Genomic DNA, 16668 nt, shown 5'->3' on the forward strand with positions numbered 1-16668 from the left:
GGGGACCCCGCCGTACGCTGGCTCCCGTGGCTGAACCAGTGGACCCCAGGAAGCGAACCGGCGGCGTATCCGGCGTGAAGGTCGCGCTGTCCACGGCCTCGGTGTATCCGGAGTCCACGGCGACGGCGTTCGAGATCGCCGCCCGGCTGGGATACGACGGGGTCGAGGTCATGGTGTGGACCGACCCGGTCAGCCAGGACGTGGACGCGCTGCGGCGGCTCTCGGACTACCACCGCATGCCGGTGCTGGCCGTGCACGCCCCCTGCCTGCTGATCACCCAGCGGGTGTGGTCCACCGACCCGTGGGTGAAGCTCCAGCGGGCCAGGAAGGCCGCGCTGCGGCTGGGCGCCTCCACGGTCGTGGTGCACCCGCCCTTCCGGTGGCAGCGCAACTACGCCCGGGACTTCGTCCGCGGCATCTGGCGCATGGCCGACGAGACCGACGTGCGCTTCGCGGTCGAGAACATGTACCCGTGGCGCTACCGCGACCGCGAGATGCTGGCGTACGCCCCCGACTGGGACGTGACGCGCGAGGACTACCGGCACTTCACCGTCGACCTGTCGCACGCGGCCACATCCCGTACCGAGACGCTGGAGATGGTCGCGCGGATGGGCGACCGGCTGGCGCACGTCCACCTCGCGGACGGCAGCGGCTCGGCGAAGGACGAGCACCTGGTGCCGGGGCGCGGGTCGCAGCCGTGCGGGGCGCTGCTGGAGTCGCTGGCGGCGAGCGACTACCGCGGGCACGTGGTGATCGAGGTCAACACCCGGCGGGCGATGTCCGCGGCCGAGCGGGAGAGCGACCTCGCGGAGGCGCTGTCCTTCACCCGCCGCCACCTGGCGGTGCCCTCGCCGTCCCGCCCGTCGTCGGTCCGGGCATGAGCGGTACGGCCTCCGGTACGCCCGCGGGTACGCCGTCCGGTACGCCCGCGGGCGACGGCACGCCCCGGCGCCGCGGCCGGCCCGCGGGCACGGGGGCGGGAGCGGGGGCCGGGACCCGGGAGCGCATCCTCGCCGCCGCCCGCGAGGAGTTCTCGGCGCACGGCTTCGACAAGACCTCCGTCCGCTCCATCGGCAAGGCCGCCGGTGTGGACGCGGCCCTGGTCCACCACTACTTCGGCACCAAGGAGCAGGTCTTCGCCGCCGCGATCGAGCTGTCCTTCGGCCCGGCGCTCGAACTGCCCGCCGCACTGGCCGCGGGCGACCACGAGGGCATGGGGGAGCGGGTGGCCCGCTTCATGCTGGGCATCTGGGAGGACCCGGTCAGCCGGGAGCCGCTGCTGGCGATCGTCCGCTCCGCCGTCACCAACGAGCGGGCCGCGGCGGTCTTCCGCGGCCTCGTCGGCCGCCGGGTGCTGGCCCGGGTGGCGGGGGAGCTGCGGGTGCCCGACCCGGAATTCCGCGTGCAGCTCGCCGCGGCGCAGCTGGTCGGGATCATCATGCTGCGCTACGTGGTGAAGGTGGAGCCGATGGCCTCGGCCGAGCCGGAGGACCTGGTGGCGCTGGTCGCGCCGACGCTCCAGCGCTATCTCACCGACCCCGACGTGCGGCCGGGCGCCGGCGGATGACGTACGGCCGGACGTCGGCCGGTTGGCGGGACACGGTTTCCGCCATCCGGACGAGTTGTCCGGATCCTGGGCGACGGGCGTACGCTCGACGGCACGGTCGCGCGTCGCGGCCGCGTACGAGCCGAGTGAAACCAAGGGAGTGGACACCGTGCCCGAGCTGAGGTCACGTACGGTCACCCACGGCCGCAACATGGCAGGCGCCCGTGCACTGATGCGCGCGTCCGGTGTGGACAACGCCGACATCGGCAAGCCGATCGTCGCGGTGGCCAACAGCTTCACCGAGTTCGTACCCGGGCACACCCACCTCCAGCCGGTCGGCCGGATCGTCTCCGCGGCGATCAAGGCGGCGGGCGCGGTCCCGCGCGAGTTCAACACCATCGCGGTGGACGACGGCATCGCCATGGGCCACGGCGGCATGCTCTACTCCCTGCCGTCCCGCGACCTGATCGCCGACTCGGTCGAGTACATGGTGGAGGCGCACTGCGCCGACGCGCTGATCTGCATCTCCAACTGCGACAAGATCACCCCGGGCATGCTGATGGCCGCCCTGCGGCTGAACATCCCCACCGTCTTCGTCTCCGGCGGCCCCATGGAGGCCGGGCGCGCGACCCTGGTCGACGGCACGGTCCGCAAGCTCGACCTGATCAACGCCATCGCCGACGCCGTCGACGAGAACGTCTCGGACGCCGACATCCTCCGTATCGAGGAGAACGCCTGCCCGACCTGCGGGTCCTGTTCCGGGATGTTCACCGCGAACTCGATGAACTGCCTGACCGAGGCGATGGGCCTGGCCCTGCCGGGCAACGGCTCGGTGCTGGCCACCCACACCGCACGCAAGGCGCTGTACGAGAACGCCGGCCGTACGGTCGTCGAGCTGACCCGGCGCCACTACGAACAGGACGACGCGTCCGTGCTGCCGCGGGCCATCGCGACCCGGGCCGCGTTCGAGAACGCCATGGCGCTGGACATCGCCATGGGCGGCTCGACCAACACCATCCTGCACCTGCTGGCCGCCGCGCAGGAGGCCGAGCTGGACTACGGCCTGACCGACATCGACGCCGTCTCGCGCCGGGTGCCGTGCCTGGCCAAGGTCGCGCCGAACGTGGCGCCCGGCGGCACGTACTACATGGAGGACGTGCACCGGGCCGGCGGCATCCCGGCGATCCTCGGCGAGCTCTACCGCGGCGGCCTGCTCAACGAGGACGTGCACACCGTCCACTCCCGCTCCATCAAGGAGTGGCTGGAGACCTGGGACGTCCGCGGCGGCTCCCCGTCCGAGGCCGCCGTCGAGATGTGGCACGCGGCCCCCGGCTGCGTCCGCTCCGCGCAGGCCTTCTCCCAGTCCGAGCGCTGGGACACCCTCGACACCGACGCGGCGGGCGGCTGCATCCGCGACGTCGAGCACGCCTACTCCCAGGACGGCGGACTCGCCGTGCTCCGCGGCAACCTGGCCGTGGACGGCGCCGTCGTGAAGACCGCGGGCGTCGACGAGTCCATCTGGACCTTCGAGGGTCCCGCGGTGGTCTGCGAGTCCCAGGAGGAGGCCGTCGAGAAGATCCTCCGCAAGGAGATCCAGCCCGGCGACGTCATCGTCATCCGCTACGAGGGCCCCCGCGGCGGCCCCGGCATGCAGGAGATGCTCTACCCGACCTCGTACCTGAAGGGCCGCGGCCTCGGGAAGTCCTGCGCCCTGATCACCGACGGCCGCTTCTCCGGCGGCACTTCGGGCCTGTCCATCGGCCACGCCTCGCCGGAGGCGGCCTCCGGCGGCACCATCGCCCTGGTCAGGGACGGCGACCGCATCCGGATCGACATCCCGGCGCGGTCGATGGAACTGCTGGTCTCCGACGAGGAGTTGGCGTCCCGGCGGGAGGCCCTCGGCGGCGTGTACGCCCCGCGGGACCGCGAGCGCAAGGTGTCGACGGCGCTGCGGGCGTACGCGGCGATGGCCACCAGCGCGGACCGGGGCGCGGTGCGGGACATCTCCAAGCTCGAAGGCTGAGCGGCTTTCGGCTCCCTGCCGCGGGTTGCCTGCTGCGCTTTGCCTGTAGCCGCCCCGGGTCTTCCCGGGGCGGCTTTCCGCTGCCGGCAGCCGGTTCCCACCTGCCGGTCCGGGCTGTCAGCTCAGGCCGAGGACGGCCGCCGTGCGGTCGGCGAGCCTGGACTCGCCCAGGGCGTTGGGGTGCACGGGTACGAAGTTGGTGCCGAACAGGATGGGTTCGATCCACCGGGTGCCGATCGGCTGGCAGGCGTCATGGCCTTCCGACACCCCGGAGACGTCCACGTACGTGGCGCCGGTCGCGGCGGCCGCGCGCCGCACCGCCGAGTTGAGGTGGGTCTGCAGGTCGCGCAGGTACGGCACGTCACCGGAGGCGATCGGCAGCTTCGCGAAGCAGCCGGGGACGGCGGCGGCCGGCACGATCCAGGGGTAGCCGAGGACCGCGACCCGCGCGTTCGGCGCCTTGGCGCGGACGGCGGCGAACGCCGACTTCAGGGCCTGGTAGGTGCCGGTGTCGACCTGGTCGTCGAAGGAACTCCCGTACAGGCTCTGGCAGGGGTGCCCGAAGCCGAGCGTCGCGACGCCGGCGGAGCCGCAGGCCAGGATGGCGTCGATGAAGGTGTTGTTGTCGTTGCCGCCGATCGTCATCGTGACCAGGCCCGTACTGCTGCTCAGCGCGTCCAACTGCGGTGCCACGCCCGGGTATTGGGACCCGGCGAAGTCCTTGGTCTCGGCGCCGCCGCAGGTGACGTCGGTCAGCGCGAGCCCGGCGCGGGCGGCGAGCACGTGCGGGTAGTCGGCGGTGGAGCGCACGCACAGCAGCGACGCGTCCGGGTCGAGCGGCAGGATGCCGGACCCGGCGCTGTAGCTGTCGCCCATCGCCACGTACGACTGCGGTGAGGCGTCCGCCGCCGGGCCGTTCAGGCCGAGCACGGCCAGGGTGCCGGCGGCGAGAACGGCCGCCAACCGGCGCGTTCCACGAACTCGGATGCGCATCGACATCTGCTGTCTCCTTTGACACTGGCGCCGATTGGTGCGGGTATCGGGCGAGATGGGGGGAAGTCACTGGTGCTCGGCAGAAGTTACTGACTGGTCAGTCTGTGGTCAATGCTCCGCGCACCGTGTCGGACGCCCGCCGGTGTTTCCGGCCCGGCGTACCCCCTTCGAGGGGCACCCCGGGTGTGGCGCGCCCGGAACAGCCCGCGCATGCGGTGTCGTGGTGGCCGTGAAAGAGATCATGCTGGCCGCCGCGTCGGCTGCGCTGCTCGCCGCGATGGGCCCGGGTGCCGCGCCGACGACCCCCGCCCCGGGGCAGGGCCTCGTGCTGACCGCCGCCACCCGCACCGCGACCCTGAACTGCGACCAGGTACCGCGCGGCACCCACCCGCTCCGCCTCCCGGCGTGCACCGCGCTGTCCGCCGCGAACGGTGACTTCGACGCGCTGCCCGGCCAGCCGGCCGTCTGCCGGGTCCCCTACCAGCCGGTCACGGTCACCGCCGAGGGCGAATTCCGCGGCCAACCCGTGCACTGGCGCAAGAAGTTCGCCAACTCCTGCGTCCTGCGGGCCGCGACCGGCCCGGTCTTCGCCTTCGCTTAGCGCGGGGCCCGCCTCGGCGCGCCCCGAACTCGGGCCCGTGCGGGACGAATCCGCCGGGCGTTCGATTCCGGAAGGCGTGCTTCCGAGGTAGCGGGGAAAGCGGCGTTCAGGCCCCGAAACGGACCCGGGGCAAAGACACGAGAGGCGGCAGACATGTCATTCCTCTGGGCAATCGTCGCGGGCCTGATCATCGGCCTGCTGGCCAAGCTCGTCCTGCCCGGGCGCCAGCCCATCCCGCTGTGGCTGACGATCCTGCTGGGCGTCATCGGCGGCCTGGTGGGCAACGGCGTGGCCTCCGCGTTCGGCGTCGCCGACACCAACGGGGTCGACTGGGTGCGCCACGCCCTGCAGATCGGCGTCGCCGCGGTGCTGATCGCCCTGGTCACGCCCGCATACGGCCGGCGCCGGGTCTGAGCCCGGCCGAGGGCGGCCCGCGTCCCCACCGGGACGTAGGGTGCCGTCCATGAGCAGGCATATATCTTTCGAACGGCTGCACAACTTCCGTGACCTCGGCGGTTACCCGACCGCCGACGGTCAGGTCGTGCGATGGGGACGGCTCTTCCGCTCCGACTCGCTCGGCAAACTCGGCGGGGCCGACTGGGACCGCTTTCTCGACCTGGGGGTCACCGCGGTCATCGACCTGCGGTACCCGTGGGAGATCGAGGCGAAAGGCCGGGTGCCCGAGCACCCGGCCTTCGCGTACCACAACCTCAGCATCGAGCACCGGTTCTACGACCAGTCGTCGCAGGAGCCCGAGGTGCAGATCGGGCCCTACCTGGCCGAGCGCTACCTGGAGGTCGCGCAGGACGGCGTCAAGGAGATACGGCAGGCGCTGGACGTCATCGCCGCCCCGGACGCCGGCCCCGTGGTCTTCCACTGCGCCTCCGGCAAGGACCGCACCGGTCAACTCGCCGCCATGATCCTGGCCTTGCTGGGAGTGGCGGAGGACGTCATCGTCGAGGACTACGCCCTCACCGAACTGGCCACCGAGCGCCTGCTCACCGACTGGCGCGCCGACCACGGCGGCGAGTCGCCGCGCTGGCCCGCATACCCCCACGCGCCCGCCGACGTCATGCGGCTCTTCCTCGCGTCGATGGCGCGGACGTACGGGTCCGTGCAGGCGTACGCGGCCGAGCAGTTGGGCGTCGACGCGGAGCTGATCGCCGCCCTGCGCCGCAACCTGCTCGAACCCGTGCTCGCCTTCCGCCGCGCCGACGATGCCGACCTGCCGGTCCTGGTCGGCCTGCGCGACGCCGCCGCCCGCTGGCAGCTCGCCCGCGGCATCGACCAGTGGCAGCCGGGCGAGCTGGGCGAGGACCACTTCCGCGCCCGCCTCGCCGACGGCGAGGTCTGGATCGCCACCCTCGGCCCCGACGGCCCGGTCGCCGGCGCCTGGGAGCTGTGGTGGCAGGACCCCGCGGCCTGGGGCACCAGGCCCGGCGCCGCCGGATACGTCCACCGCCTGATGACCGACCGCGCCACCGCCCCGCCCGGCACCGGCCGCCGCCTCCTCGCCGAGGCGGAACGCCGTATCGCCGAAGCGGGCCGCTCGCTGTGCCGCCTCGACTGCCTCGCCACCAACCCCGCCCTGCGCACCTACTACGAGGCGGCCGGCTACCAGGTCGTCGGCGAGCAGCCCGCGAAATCCGGCGCCCGCAAGGCCGCTTACGCGGTCACCCTGCTGGAGAAGCAGCTCACGCCGCAGCAGCCCTGAGAACCGCCCACCGCGCCCGCCCTCCCGGCGGCGGAGTCACGAGGCCCGCCTCGTAGGCCGTGCTCACCCGGTGGACGCGGTCCCGGGCCTGCTGAAGAGGCGGGCCACGCTTCGCGGGGACGACGCTGACGGCCGGCCGGTCGGCGGCCTCGGCAGGGGACAGTCCGCGGCCGATGAGGGCGAGCACCTCGTGCGGCGCCCGGGGCGCCTACGCCGTCCGGTCCGTGGCCTGGGGCTCCTCCGGCGACCGGTGCCGGAGTCCGGGCAAATGCGGCGGAGACGGGCGGCATAATTGGTCAGGTGAGCGAGATGACCAAGACCCGGCCGGAGGCCGGCCCGCTGCCGGAGGAGATCCGGTGGTTCGGCACGACATGGGTGGAGCACGACCGGGGCTACCGGTGGCGCAGGGCCGCCGTGGCGGCCGGGTCCCTGCTGGCCGCGGCGGCCGGCGCCTTCGTCCTGCGGCTCGGATTCCAGGGTCTGGCCGACGCCAAGATCGGCACCTTCGTCACCGCCATAGCCTTCGTCGGCTTCGCGGTGTGCAGCGTGCTGGCCTTCCAGCGCACCTGGAAGGGCTTCGGCGCCCGCCGCCCGGCCGGCCAGGCCAACGACAACCACAGCCTGTACGCGATCGGCTTCATCGGCGCCCTCCTGGCGTATTTCGTGCGCTCCCTCACCGAAGCCCCCGGCGAGGCCCTGCACCGCAGCGAGTACGAGGCGGCCCTCGCCCGGCAGGCGAGCCGCCCCAGGGGCGGCAAGGGCAGGGGCGGCAAGGCCAAGCGCGGGCCCAAGCGCTAGAGCCGCACCAAGACCAGCGGCGTGGCGCTGCTCCAGCACCCGCAGGTGGGCCCGCTGGTGCACTTCTTCGCGGCGATCGTGTCGCGGATGGATGAGGTCGAGCAGGTCCGGCTGCTGGGACTGCTGCGGGTGTCCGCGAGTCCAAGCGCAACCACATCGACCAGGCGTACCGCGAGCTCGGCCGGGTCATGAGGACGACCGTGCTCCTCAGGCTCCTCTCGGAAGACCCGCAGATGGTCAAGGGTTCTGGCTGCGATCTTGTTTCGCCGTTGTGTTCCTGCTCGGCGCCAGGGTCAGCATGCCGTCCATGGTCAGTGCTACGAGTCGGTCCGCCTGCTCGGGGGGCATGTGATCACGGGTCCAGGCGGCGGCGTTCATCAGGGCGAAGATGTCGGCGCCGGTCACGTCCTGGCGCAGGGCGCCGGCTGCTCGGGCACTGGCGATCAACTGATCACTAATTTCTGTCATGTGCACGCAAGAGGCGTGGAGTTCGGACTCCTGGTCGCCCAGGCCGTCGGCCAGCACGGCGGCCAGCCCCTGGTAGGCGGCCGCGTGCTCGACCACCGCGTACACCCACCGGATGAGCGCCTGCTGGGGCGAGGAGCTGGTGAGCAGTTCCTGCCCGTGGTCGAAAAGGGCCTGGTTGCGCTCGCGCAGCAGTGAGCCGACGAGGGCGCGGCGGTTGGGGAAATGGCCGTACAGCGTGCCGATCGCGACGCCGGCCCGCCGGGCGATGCCCTCCAGGGGCGCGTCCGTGCCCTCTTGGCGGAAGACCACGTCGGCCTCGGCCAGTAGGCGATCACGGTTGCGCCGAGCGTCGGCACGCGGTCGGCGGGGCGGGGGCTCGGTCATCTTCTTCGCTCCTTGCTAATTCGAGGCGACCTCATGTTAACTCTTTTCGAGGCCCCCTCAGGTTAGTGCTCCGGGGCCGATGTACCCGTTGAGAGGACTTACGTGATCTTGGTGACGGGAGCCACCGGCTCCATCGGCAGGTCCTTGGTACGCCAGTTGCGCCAGGACGGCGCGGCATTTCGGGCGCTGGTCCGCGACGAGGCCAAGGGGCGGGCGCTGGGCTGCGATGTCGTCGTCGGCGACTTCGACGACCCGAATTCGATAGCCGCGGCGCTCGTTGGCGCGGACCGGCTGTTCCTCAACAGCGCCGGCGCCCAGCCGCTGGACGGGGAGCAGCCGATGATCCGTCAGCAGAAGACCGTGATCGACGCGGCGCGCCGGGCCGGCGTCACGCACGTGGTGAAGGTGTCGGTCTGGCAGGCTCGCCAGGGGGCGAAGCTCGCCCAGGGGGCACACTGGGAAATCGAGGAGTACCTGAGGGCGTCCGGTCTCACGTGGTCGCTGCTGCAGCCCGCCGGCTTCATGCAGAACATCATCGCGCCGGAGGCATTCACCCCTGACGGAAACCTGATCGGCCGCTACGGCGACGCTCCCGTCGCCCACATCGACTGCCACGACATCGCCGGCTGCGCGGCCGTCCTGCTGGCAGGGCCGCTGGGCGAGGGCAGGACTTTCGTCCTTACCGGCCCTGCGGCGCTCACCGACGCCGAGATCGCCGACAAGATCTCGTCCGCGCTGGGTCGGCCCGTGGGTCGTACGGAACTGCCCCCCGACTCGCTGGCCGCCGCCGTAAAGTCCCAGGGCCTGCCGCCCCAATTTGCCGAGGATCTCGCCTTCCTGGTCAAGGAGGTCGCCGCCGGAGCTCAGGCCACGACCACGACCACGGTCCGCGATATCACCGGCCGGCCAGCTCGCACATTCGACGAGTTCCTGGCAGCCAACCTGCAATCCTTGCGGGCCGTCGCTGTTCCACCGACACCCTGAGTGCCCCAACTCGGTGATTCCGGACGCAAATCGTGAACCGCCTGTCCTATCGCCGGGCGGAGGAGATCTTCGAGGAGAACACCCGGCTGCTGGCCAACCCCCTCACCCGCGAGGAGGACATCGAGGAGCTGGAGGGCTTCACGCTGCACCGGCTACGGCACTCCGCGCTGACGCACGATGCCGAGCGGAGCATCTCCACCCCGATGCTGCTGGCCCGCTCCCGCCACGCCTCCGTCCGCTCCTTGGAGCGGTACGCCCGCCCCAGCGTCGACTCGGTTGCAGCCCACGTCGCCGCATCCGACCCGGCCGCCCGCCGCCGGGGCTGATCACAGCTCGCTACGGCACGTTTCCGGTGTATTCCGGTTGGTCTCCCACCTGACCCCCGGGCAGGGGGAGGGCAGGACCGCGCCCATTGCCACGCCGCCGCCTATGGCCGGGGATCGGCATATTGCCGAGGGCCGGCACACTGCCAAAGCTCGGCATATTGCCGCGGGCCGGCATATTGCCGAGGGCCGGCCCGCCCCACCGCGGCGGTAGCCGCTACTTGCGGGACGCCCCGACCACGCCGACCGCGCCCACCACGGCCGCGACCACGGCGCCGTGCCACAGCCCCGTCCACAGGGTGCTGAAGAAGCCCTGGCTGGTCAGCGCCTGCCGGATGACGAGGTCGCTGAGGAACATCAGCCCGGCCGGCACCGCGGCCACCTGCCACGGGTGCGAGCGGGCCCAGCGCCGCAGGCGCCGGTCGCGGCCGGAGCCGTGCGAGGAATAGCCGAGCACCGCGCCGGAACCGCCGACGCAGAAGAAGAGCAGGGCCGCGACCGAGATCGCGCCGGACAGGATGCCGAGGCCGAAGTGCCCGTGCACCAGGTGCAGCGCGAGCGACACGCCGCCGCCGAGCGCGCCGACGGCGGCCGCGGGCCGCCAGGGGCCGAGGGTCGCGGACGCCACGGCCAATTGCCGCTTCTCCGCGCCGGAAACAGCGATTTCACGGGATGAACGACTCATACCGCAACGGTCCCCCCGGACCACCTGCAAAGCCATAGGGGATGACCCTGACCCGCCCCCCATGCCCCGGGGCGGGTCCCTCGCGCAGGGGGAGGCGCCAGGAGGCGCGGGGAACGGCACGCGCCAGCCGACTGCCGGCCGGCGGACCGGGCACGGATCGGACGGCGGCGACGTGCGGCCTGTCCCGGGGGCACCGCCCGGACGAAGCCCCGCGGCCTCTCCGGCGTTGGACCTAGAGCGGGCCGTGCTCCGCGGCCAGGTTCCGCGCCCAGTGCGCGGCCCAGTCCGGCTGCGTCCCGTCGGTGTCGGTGAAGCCGTAGTCCTTGTACAGCTCCCAGGTCGCGAGCGCCTGCCCGGTCCTGGCCGGCACGTCCGGGTCGGCGGCCAGCGCGGCGACCGCCCGTCCCAGATAGGCCGGGCTCTCGGAGTAGGCGAAGTTCGGGTCCTTCGCGGCCCCGTCCCGCCAGTTCGCCTCGGTCACCCCGAAGCCGTCGAGCATCGCCTCGGAGCGCAGGAAGCCGGGCGTCACGGCGACCGCCGTGACCCCGTGCGGCCGCAGTTCGGCGGCCTGCGCGACCGCGAGCCTGATCACCGCGGACTTGGCGAGGTCGTAGAAGAAGGAGCCCCGGTAGCGGGCGGTGTTGCCGTCGGTCACCTCCACCACCAGGCCGCGCCCGCGCGCGACCAGCAGCGGCAGCGCGTAACGGCTGGTGATGACGTGCGTCTCGACCGCCTGCCGCAGCAGCCGCAGCCCGCGGTCGAGGTCCTGCTCCCACAGCGGGTGCTCCCAGTCGGTGAGCGGGTCGCCGCCCCAGACGCAGTTGACCAGCACGTCGAGCCGGCCGTCCTGCTCGGCCGCGATCCGCGCGACCAGCGCCCGTACGTCCTCGGGGTCGCTGTGGTCGGCGCGTACGGCGATGCCCAGGCCGCCGGCGGCCGTGACCTGCTCCGCGGTCTCCTCGACGGTCTCCCGCCGGGCCAGGTCGGAGGGCCCCGACGTACGGCTGCTGCGCCCGGTCACGTAGACCGTCGCCCCCGCGGCACCCAGCTCCACGGCGATGCCCCGCCCGCCGCCCCGCGTACCCCCGGCGACCAGCGCCACCCTGCCCGCCAGCGGCCGGGTGCCCGTGGCCGTGTCCCTGCTCAGGCTGCTGGCCGTGTCCGTGGTCATACGTCCTCCCGTGATGTCGTACGTCCGTCGGTGTGCGGTGCGAGAACCGCCGCGATCTCCCGTTCGAGCCGTCGCGCGAGCGTGCCGTCACGGTCCAGCGCCCAGGTCAGCCCGGCCCCCGCGACCACCGCCTGCACGGTCGCGGCGAGCGCGGCCGGGTCGGTGCCGGCCCGCAGCTCACCGGCCGCGGCCGCCTCCGCCAGCAGTTCGGCGTAGGCGGCGCCCTGCGCCCGGTGCACCGCGAGCGCGTGCGCGTGGAGCTCGGGGTCGGCGAGATCGGCGCACAGGAAGGCCAGGTGGTTGGCGTAGCGGGCAGGGGAGTCGAGGGCGCCGGTCGTCCTGACGGCCAGTGCGGTCAGGGCGGCGAGCGCCGAGCCGTGGTCGGCCCGCGTCCGGGTGGCGAGGTCGCCGGCGTCGCGTGCGGACCGCTCGGCGAGGGCGAGCAGCAGCCCGCGCTTGGAGCCGAAGCGCTGCACGACCGTGCCGGGGACCAGCCCGACCTCCCCGGCGACCGCGGCGAGCGTGAACCCGGCGGGCCCGTCCCGCCCGATCACCTCGACGGCGGCGCGCAGGATCACGTCGTCGCCGACCCCGCGGGGGCGTCCGGCCATGGGGACCTCCTGGTCGCGCCCGCGGTTGCCGCCCCGGCGGGCGGCTGCGGGCGGCAGCATTAATAAATGCCCGTTCATTTATTAAACCACCCGTTCGAGTGTCCCCGCGAACGGGCTTGACGCGACGGCCCCCCGGGTGTTTATTCATCCCATGATGAATAAACACCCGGAACCCGCCGTCGAGGCGGCCGGCCTCCGCGTCGTCCGGGGCGGCCGCACCGTGCTCGACGACCTCACCTTCGCGATCCCGCGCGGGCAGATCACCGGCCTGCTCGGGCCGAGCGGCTGCGGCAAATCCACCCTCATGCGGGCCGTCGTCGGCTCCCAGGCGCAGGTCACCGGCACCCTCACCGTCCTCGGCCGCCCCGCGGGCCACCGCACCCTGCGGCCCGAGGTCGGCTACGTCACCCAGGCGCCCTCCGTCTACGCCGACCTCACCGCCCGGCAGAACCTGGACTACTACGCCGCCGTCCTCGGTATCCACCGCCGCGACCGCCCCGCCACGGTCGACCGCACCCTGCGCGACGTCGACCTCACCTCGCACGCCGACGCCCTGACTGGCACCCTGTCCGGCGGCCAGCGCGGCCGGGTCTCGCTGGCCGTCGCCCTGCTCGGCGAGCCCGAACTCCTCGTGCTCGACGAACCCACCGTCGGCCTCGACCCGGTACTGCGCCGCGACCTGTGGCGGCTCTTCCACCGCCTCACCGAGGAACGCGGCGCGACCGTCCTGGTCTCCTCGCACGTCATGGACGAAGCCGAACGCTGCCACCGCCTGCTTCTCCTGCGCGACGGCCGACTGCTCGCCGACGACACCCCCGACGCGCTGCGCCGCAGCACCGCGTCCTACACCGTCGAGGACGCCTTCCTCCACCTGGTCGACCAGGCCGACGCGGCCGAGCGCGAAGGCACCGCCGACGCGAAAAACTCGACCGGCCCCCACGACACCGCAGCTCCCACGGAGGCGACCCCGTCATGAATCCCGCCCGTACGCTCGCCACCGCCCGCAGGGTCCTGCGCCAGCTCAGCCACGACCCGCGCACCATCGCGCTGATGCTGGTCGTGCCCTGCGTCCTGCTGACCCTGCTCAAATACGTCTTCGACGCCGACCCGCGCAGCTTCGATTCCGCCGGCGCGTCCCTGCTCGGCATCTTCCCGCTGGTCACGATGTTCCTGGTCACGTCCATCGCGACGCTCCGCGAACGCACCTCGGGGACCCTGGAACGCCTGCTGTCCATGCCGCTGGGCAGGGCCGACCTGCTCGTCGGCTACGCCCTCGCCTTCGGCGCCGTCGCCGTCGTCCAGGCCGCGCTCGCCACCGGGCTGACCTTCCTCGCCCTCGGCCTGAACGTCGCGGGCTCCGCCTGGCTGCTGCTGGTCGTCGCGCTCGCCGACGCCTTCCTCGGGACCGCGCTCGGCCTGTTCATCAGCGCCTTCGCCGCCAGCGAGTTCCAGGCCGTGCAGTTCCTGCCCGCCGTCCTGCTGCCGCAACTGCTGCTCTGCGGCCTGTTCGTACCGCGCGGCGACATGCAGCCGGTGCTGTCCGGGGTGTCCGACGCGCTGCCGATGTCGTACGCCGTCGACGGCATGAGCCAGGTCTCCCACCACACCGGTGTCACCGGCGACTTCGTCCGCGACCTCGCCGTCGTCGCCGGCTGCGCGCTGCTCGCCCTCGCGCTGGGCGCCGCCACCCTGCGCCGCCGCACCGCCTGACCGATACGCGGACGCCGCCGCGTCGGCGGGGCCGGTCGCGGCATCATGGCCCCATGACCCAGCAGACAGTCGCCGTCCTCGGCACCGGAAAGATCGGCGAGGCCCTGCTCTCCGGCATGATCCGGGCCGGATGGGCGCCCGCCGACCTCCTCGTCACCGCCCGCCGCAAGGACCGGGCCGACGAGCTGCGCGCCCGCTACGGCATCGAGCCCGTCGACAACGCCGAGGCGGCCAAGTCCGCCGACACGCTGATCCTGGCCGTCAAACCGCAGGACATGTCGGCCCTGCTCGACGAGCTGGCCCCGCACGTACCGGCCGACCGCCTGGTCATCAGCGCTGCCGCCGGCATCCCCACCACCTTCTTCGAGGACCGCCTCGCCGAGGGCACCCCCGTCGTCCGCGTCATGCCCAACACCCCCGTGCTGGTCGACGAGGGCATGTCGGTGATCTCCGCGGGGCGGTACGCCGACGAGGCCCACCTCGCCCGCACCGAGGCCATCTTCCAGCCGGTCGGCAAGACCCTGCGGGTCCCGGAGAAGCAGCAGGACGCCGCCACCGCGCTGTCCGGCTCGGGCCCGGCGTACTTCTACTACCTGGTCGAGGCCATGACCGACGCCGGCATCCTGCTCGGGCTGCCCCGCTCCCAGGCCCACGACCTCATCGTGCAGTCCGCGATCGGCGCCGCCGTGATGCTCCGCGACAGCGGCGAGCACCCGGTCAAGCTCCGCGAGGCCGTCACCTCCCCGGCCGGCACGACGATCAGCGCCATCCGAGAGCTGGAGAACCACGGCGTCCGCGCCGCCCTGCTCGCCGCGCTGGAGGCCGCCCGTGACCGCAGCCGCGAGCTGGCCTCCGGCGCCTGAGCCGCGCCCCCTCAGGCCGGCGGCAGCAGCCCGATCGCCCGGTAGGCCGCGTCCACGGTCGGCCGGGCGAGGGCCCGCGCCCGCGCCGCCCCCTCCCGCAGCACCGCGTCCACATGGCCGGGATCGGCACTCAGCTCGGCATGCCGCGCCCGCAGCGGCCGCAGCAGCTCCACCACCGCCTCCGCGGTGTCCCGCTTCAGCACACCGAAGCCCTGCCCGCCCGCGTCGTACGCCGCCGCCAGTGCCGCCGGCTCCTTGCCCGTGCAGGACGCCAGGATTTCCAGCAGGTTCGCCAGCCCCGGCCGTGCCTGCCGGTCGTAGGTCACCCCGGGCTCGCTGTCCGTCACCGCCCGCATGACCTTCCTGCCCACCACGTCCGGCTCGTCCAGCAGGTAGACGATCCCGGCTGTCGCGTCGTGCGACTTCCCCATCTTCGACGCCGGGTCCTGCAGGTCCATCACCCGCGACGCCACCGCGGGCTCCGTCGCCCGCGGAATGACGAACGTCCTGCCGTACCGCTGGTTGAACCGCTCCGCCAGGTCCCGGGTCAGCTCCACATGCTGCGTCTGGTCCTCCCCGACCGGCACCTCGTCGGCCCCGTAGGCCAGGATGTCCGCCGCCATCAGCACCGGATACGTCAGCAGCGACAGCCGTACGCCCTGCCCGGCGGCCTGCGCCCGCGCCGATTTCTCCTTGTACTGGATCATCCGCCGCATCTCCCCGTCCGAGGCGACGCACTCCAGCAGATACGACAGCCGCGCGTGCTCGTCCACATGGCTCTGCACGAAGACCGTGCACACCTGGGGGTCGAGCCCCGTCGCCAGCAGCAGACTCGCCGCCTGCCGGCTCAGCCGCCGCACCCGCGCCGGATCGTGGTCGACGGTGAGCGCGTGCAGGTCCACGACACAGAAGAGGGACTCCGCCCGGTGCTGGTCCTCGTCGGCCCACCGCCGCAGCGCACCGAGGTAGTTCCCGAGCGTCAGGTGCCCGGTGGGCTTCACACCGCTGAAAATACGCGTCATCACTGCCGTCTCCTCTGTCCCCCGGGACCGGGGGTCTGTCCCCCCAGGACCGGGGGCTTCGTCGGGAGACCACCGCTCACCACGGCCGTGGACAACGAAAACGGCCGCCTGAGCGGCGGCCGTTGGATGCATACGCGCGTCCGGGACCGCCTCTAGGCGGCCCACCACTGGGCGTTGCGGCACGTATGCGACATCACGTCGGCAAGCGTAGCGGCTGACCCCTGGATGTGAAGGTCCTGGCACCAAGTTGACACACATCGGTCAGCTGCGTAACGTACTCCGGGCTGTCCGACGTGAGCGCCGATCTTGATCGGTTCCCGGACAGCCATCCCGCAACAATCATTCGTACGAGCGCGACGCCACGTCGTGTGTCGTCCGCTTGTGCGTTTCCGGAATGGGTGGAGGCAGAAGGTAAACCGGCCGATTTGGAACGGCCGACGAACTTCCGCTAAAGTCTCACTCGTCGGAACGGCCCAACGGCCGGAAAGACAAGCCCCGCTGACTGGGGGTCAGGCGCCGGAAAGGGTCTGATAGAGTCGGAAACACGAAGGGAAAGCCCGGAGGGGCCGGTGAAACGGTCTCGAAGGAAGCTTCCGTTCCTTGAGAACTCAACAGCGTGCCAAAAGTCAACGCCAGATATGTTGATACCCCGTCGCGTGCCTTTTGTGGGTGCGTGATGAGGTTCCTTTGAAGAAAAACACACATAGCGAGGACGCTGTGCGCCTGGGGATTATTCCTCTTCGGGTGCCGCTCTTGCGTGGTGGACCGGGAT

At 72.3% G+C, this 16668-nt stretch carries 19 protein-coding genes; 13 read left to right on the forward strand and 6 right to left on the reverse strand.

Annotated features, from left to right (window positions below; genetic code table 11):
• Nucleotides 1–17 precede the first annotated feature (17 nt).
• The 3 genes from BUE44_RS27585 to ilvD all read left to right on the forward strand — a co-directional run bounded on the left by BUE44_RS27585 (nt 18) and on the right by ilvD (nt 3569).
• On the forward strand, nt 18–881 hold the full coding sequence (locus tag BUE44_RS27585) for a sugar phosphate isomerase/epimerase family protein (protein WP_407640065.1): 864 nt from the start codon (nt 18–20) through the stop codon (nt 879–881).
• Nucleotides 878–1567, forward strand: coding sequence for a TetR/AcrR family transcriptional regulator (locus tag BUE44_RS27590; RefSeq protein WP_073501712.1), 690 nt, complete (start codon nt 878–880; stop codon nt 1565–1567). The genes BUE44_RS27585 and BUE44_RS27590 overlap by 4 nt, the downstream gene beginning before the upstream one ends.
• Nucleotides 1568–1715: 148 nt before the next feature.
• The gene (ilvD, locus tag BUE44_RS27595; protein WP_073501740.1) at nt 1716–3569 is read left to right on the forward strand and encodes a dihydroxy-acid dehydratase; all 1854 of its coding nucleotides are present in this window, start codon (nt 1716–1718) and stop codon (nt 3567–3569) included.
• Between the two features lie 117 nt (nt 3570–3686).
• Here ilvD and BUE44_RS27600 read toward each other — a convergent pair whose 3' ends face one another.
• Complete coding sequence (locus BUE44_RS27600) at nt 3687–4562, reverse strand: SGNH/GDSL hydrolase family protein (RefSeq protein ID WP_073501741.1); 876 nt, start codon at nt 4560–4562, stop codon at nt 3687–3689.
• A 229-nt stretch (nt 4563–4791) separates the two neighbouring features.
• On the opposite strand from BUE44_RS27600, the gene BUE44_RS27605 reads away from it, so the two are divergent.
• The 5 genes from BUE44_RS27605 (at nt 4792) to BUE44_RS37635 (ending at nt 7867) form a co-directional block, all read left to right on the forward strand.
• Nucleotides 4792–5163, forward strand: coding sequence for an SSI family serine proteinase inhibitor (locus BUE44_RS27605; protein WP_235002507.1), 372 nt, complete (start codon nt 4792–4794; stop codon nt 5161–5163).
• Nucleotides 5164–5316: 153 nt separating this feature from the next.
• Nucleotides 5317–5577, forward strand: coding sequence for a GlsB/YeaQ/YmgE family stress response membrane protein (locus BUE44_RS27610; protein WP_073501713.1), 261 nt, complete (start codon nt 5317–5319; stop codon nt 5575–5577).
• Nucleotides 5578–5626: 49 nt separating this feature from the next.
• Complete coding sequence (locus tag BUE44_RS27615) at nt 5627–6877, forward strand: tyrosine-protein phosphatase (protein ID WP_073501714.1); 1251 nt, start codon at nt 5627–5629, stop codon at nt 6875–6877.
• Between the two features lie 309 nt (nt 6878–7186).
• A complete protein-coding gene (locus tag BUE44_RS27620) occupies nt 7187–7675 on the forward strand; it encodes a hypothetical protein (RefSeq protein ID WP_073501715.1) in 489 nt (162 codons plus the stop codon).
• 21 nt (nt 7676–7696) lie between these two features.
• A complete protein-coding gene (locus BUE44_RS37635) occupies nt 7697–7867 on the forward strand; it encodes a hypothetical protein (protein ID WP_159450308.1) in 171 nt (56 codons plus the stop codon).
• Between the two features lie 45 nt (nt 7868–7912).
• Here the strand turns inward: BUE44_RS37635 and BUE44_RS27625 are convergent, their stop codons facing one another.
• Nucleotides 7913–8527 (reverse strand): TetR/AcrR family transcriptional regulator, encoded by a 615-nt coding sequence (locus BUE44_RS27625; RefSeq protein WP_073501716.1) that lies wholly within the window; start codon nt 8525–8527, stop codon nt 7913–7915.
• Nucleotides 8528–8629: 102 nt separating this feature from the next.
• On the opposite strand from BUE44_RS27625, the gene BUE44_RS27630 reads away from it, so the two are divergent.
• Together BUE44_RS27630 and BUE44_RS38840 are read left to right on the forward strand one after the other, a co-directional pair.
• Complete coding sequence (locus tag BUE44_RS27630; RefSeq protein ID WP_073501717.1) at nt 8630–9511, forward strand: NmrA family NAD(P)-binding protein; 882 nt, start codon at nt 8630–8632, stop codon at nt 9509–9511.
• Between the two features lie 32 nt (nt 9512–9543).
• Complete coding sequence (locus tag BUE44_RS38840) at nt 9544–9837, forward strand: hypothetical protein (RefSeq protein ID WP_235002509.1); 294 nt, start codon at nt 9544–9546, stop codon at nt 9835–9837.
• Between the two features lie 214 nt (nt 9838–10051).
• Here the strand turns inward: BUE44_RS38840 and BUE44_RS27640 are convergent, their stop codons facing one another.
• The 3 genes from BUE44_RS27640 to BUE44_RS27650 form a co-directional block, all read right to left on the reverse strand.
• On the reverse strand, nt 10052–10519 hold the full coding sequence (locus BUE44_RS27640; protein ID WP_143172594.1) for a hypothetical protein: 468 nt from the start codon (nt 10517–10519) through the stop codon (nt 10052–10054).
• A gap of 232 nt (nt 10520–10751) precedes the next feature.
• Nucleotides 10752–11690, reverse strand: coding sequence for an SDR family oxidoreductase (locus BUE44_RS27645; RefSeq protein WP_073501719.1), 939 nt, complete (start codon nt 11688–11690; stop codon nt 10752–10754).
• Complete coding sequence (locus BUE44_RS27650) at nt 11687–12301, reverse strand: helix-turn-helix domain-containing protein (RefSeq protein ID WP_073501743.1); 615 nt, start codon at nt 12299–12301, stop codon at nt 11687–11689. The genes BUE44_RS27645 and BUE44_RS27650 overlap by 4 nt, the downstream gene beginning before the upstream one ends.
• Before the next feature lie 154 nt (nt 12302–12455).
• On the opposite strand from BUE44_RS27650, the gene BUE44_RS27655 reads away from it, so the two are divergent.
• The 3 genes from BUE44_RS27655 to proC are packed head-to-tail and all read left to right on the forward strand — an operon-like array spanning nt 12456 to nt 14874.
• Nucleotides 12456–13277 (forward strand): ABC transporter ATP-binding protein, encoded by an 822-nt coding sequence (locus BUE44_RS27655; RefSeq protein WP_407640066.1) that lies wholly within the window; start codon nt 12456–12458, stop codon nt 13275–13277.
• On the forward strand, nt 13274–14011 hold the full coding sequence (locus BUE44_RS27660) for an ABC transporter permease (RefSeq protein WP_073501721.1): 738 nt from the start codon (nt 13274–13276) through the stop codon (nt 14009–14011). Before BUE44_RS27655 ends, BUE44_RS27660 begins: the two co-directional genes overlap by 4 nt.
• Before the next feature lie 53 nt (nt 14012–14064).
• Nucleotides 14065–14874 carry a pyrroline-5-carboxylate reductase gene (proC, locus tag BUE44_RS27665; protein WP_073501722.1) on the forward strand — a complete coding sequence of 270 codons (810 nt, stop codon included), beginning with the start codon at nt 14065–14067 and terminating at the stop codon, nt 14872–14874.
• An 11-nt stretch (nt 14875–14885) separates the two neighbouring features.
• Here the strand turns inward: proC and trpS are convergent, their stop codons facing one another.
• A complete protein-coding gene (gene trpS / locus BUE44_RS27670; protein ID WP_073501723.1) occupies nt 14886–15896 on the reverse strand; it encodes a tryptophan--tRNA ligase in 1011 nt (336 codons plus the stop codon).
• Nucleotides 15897–16668 lie beyond the last annotated feature (772 nt).

The organism is Actinacidiphila paucisporea (genome assembly GCF_900142575.1).
GTDB classification, from domain to species: domain Bacteria; phylum Actinomycetota; class Actinomycetes; order Streptomycetales; family Streptomycetaceae; genus Actinacidiphila; species Actinacidiphila paucisporea.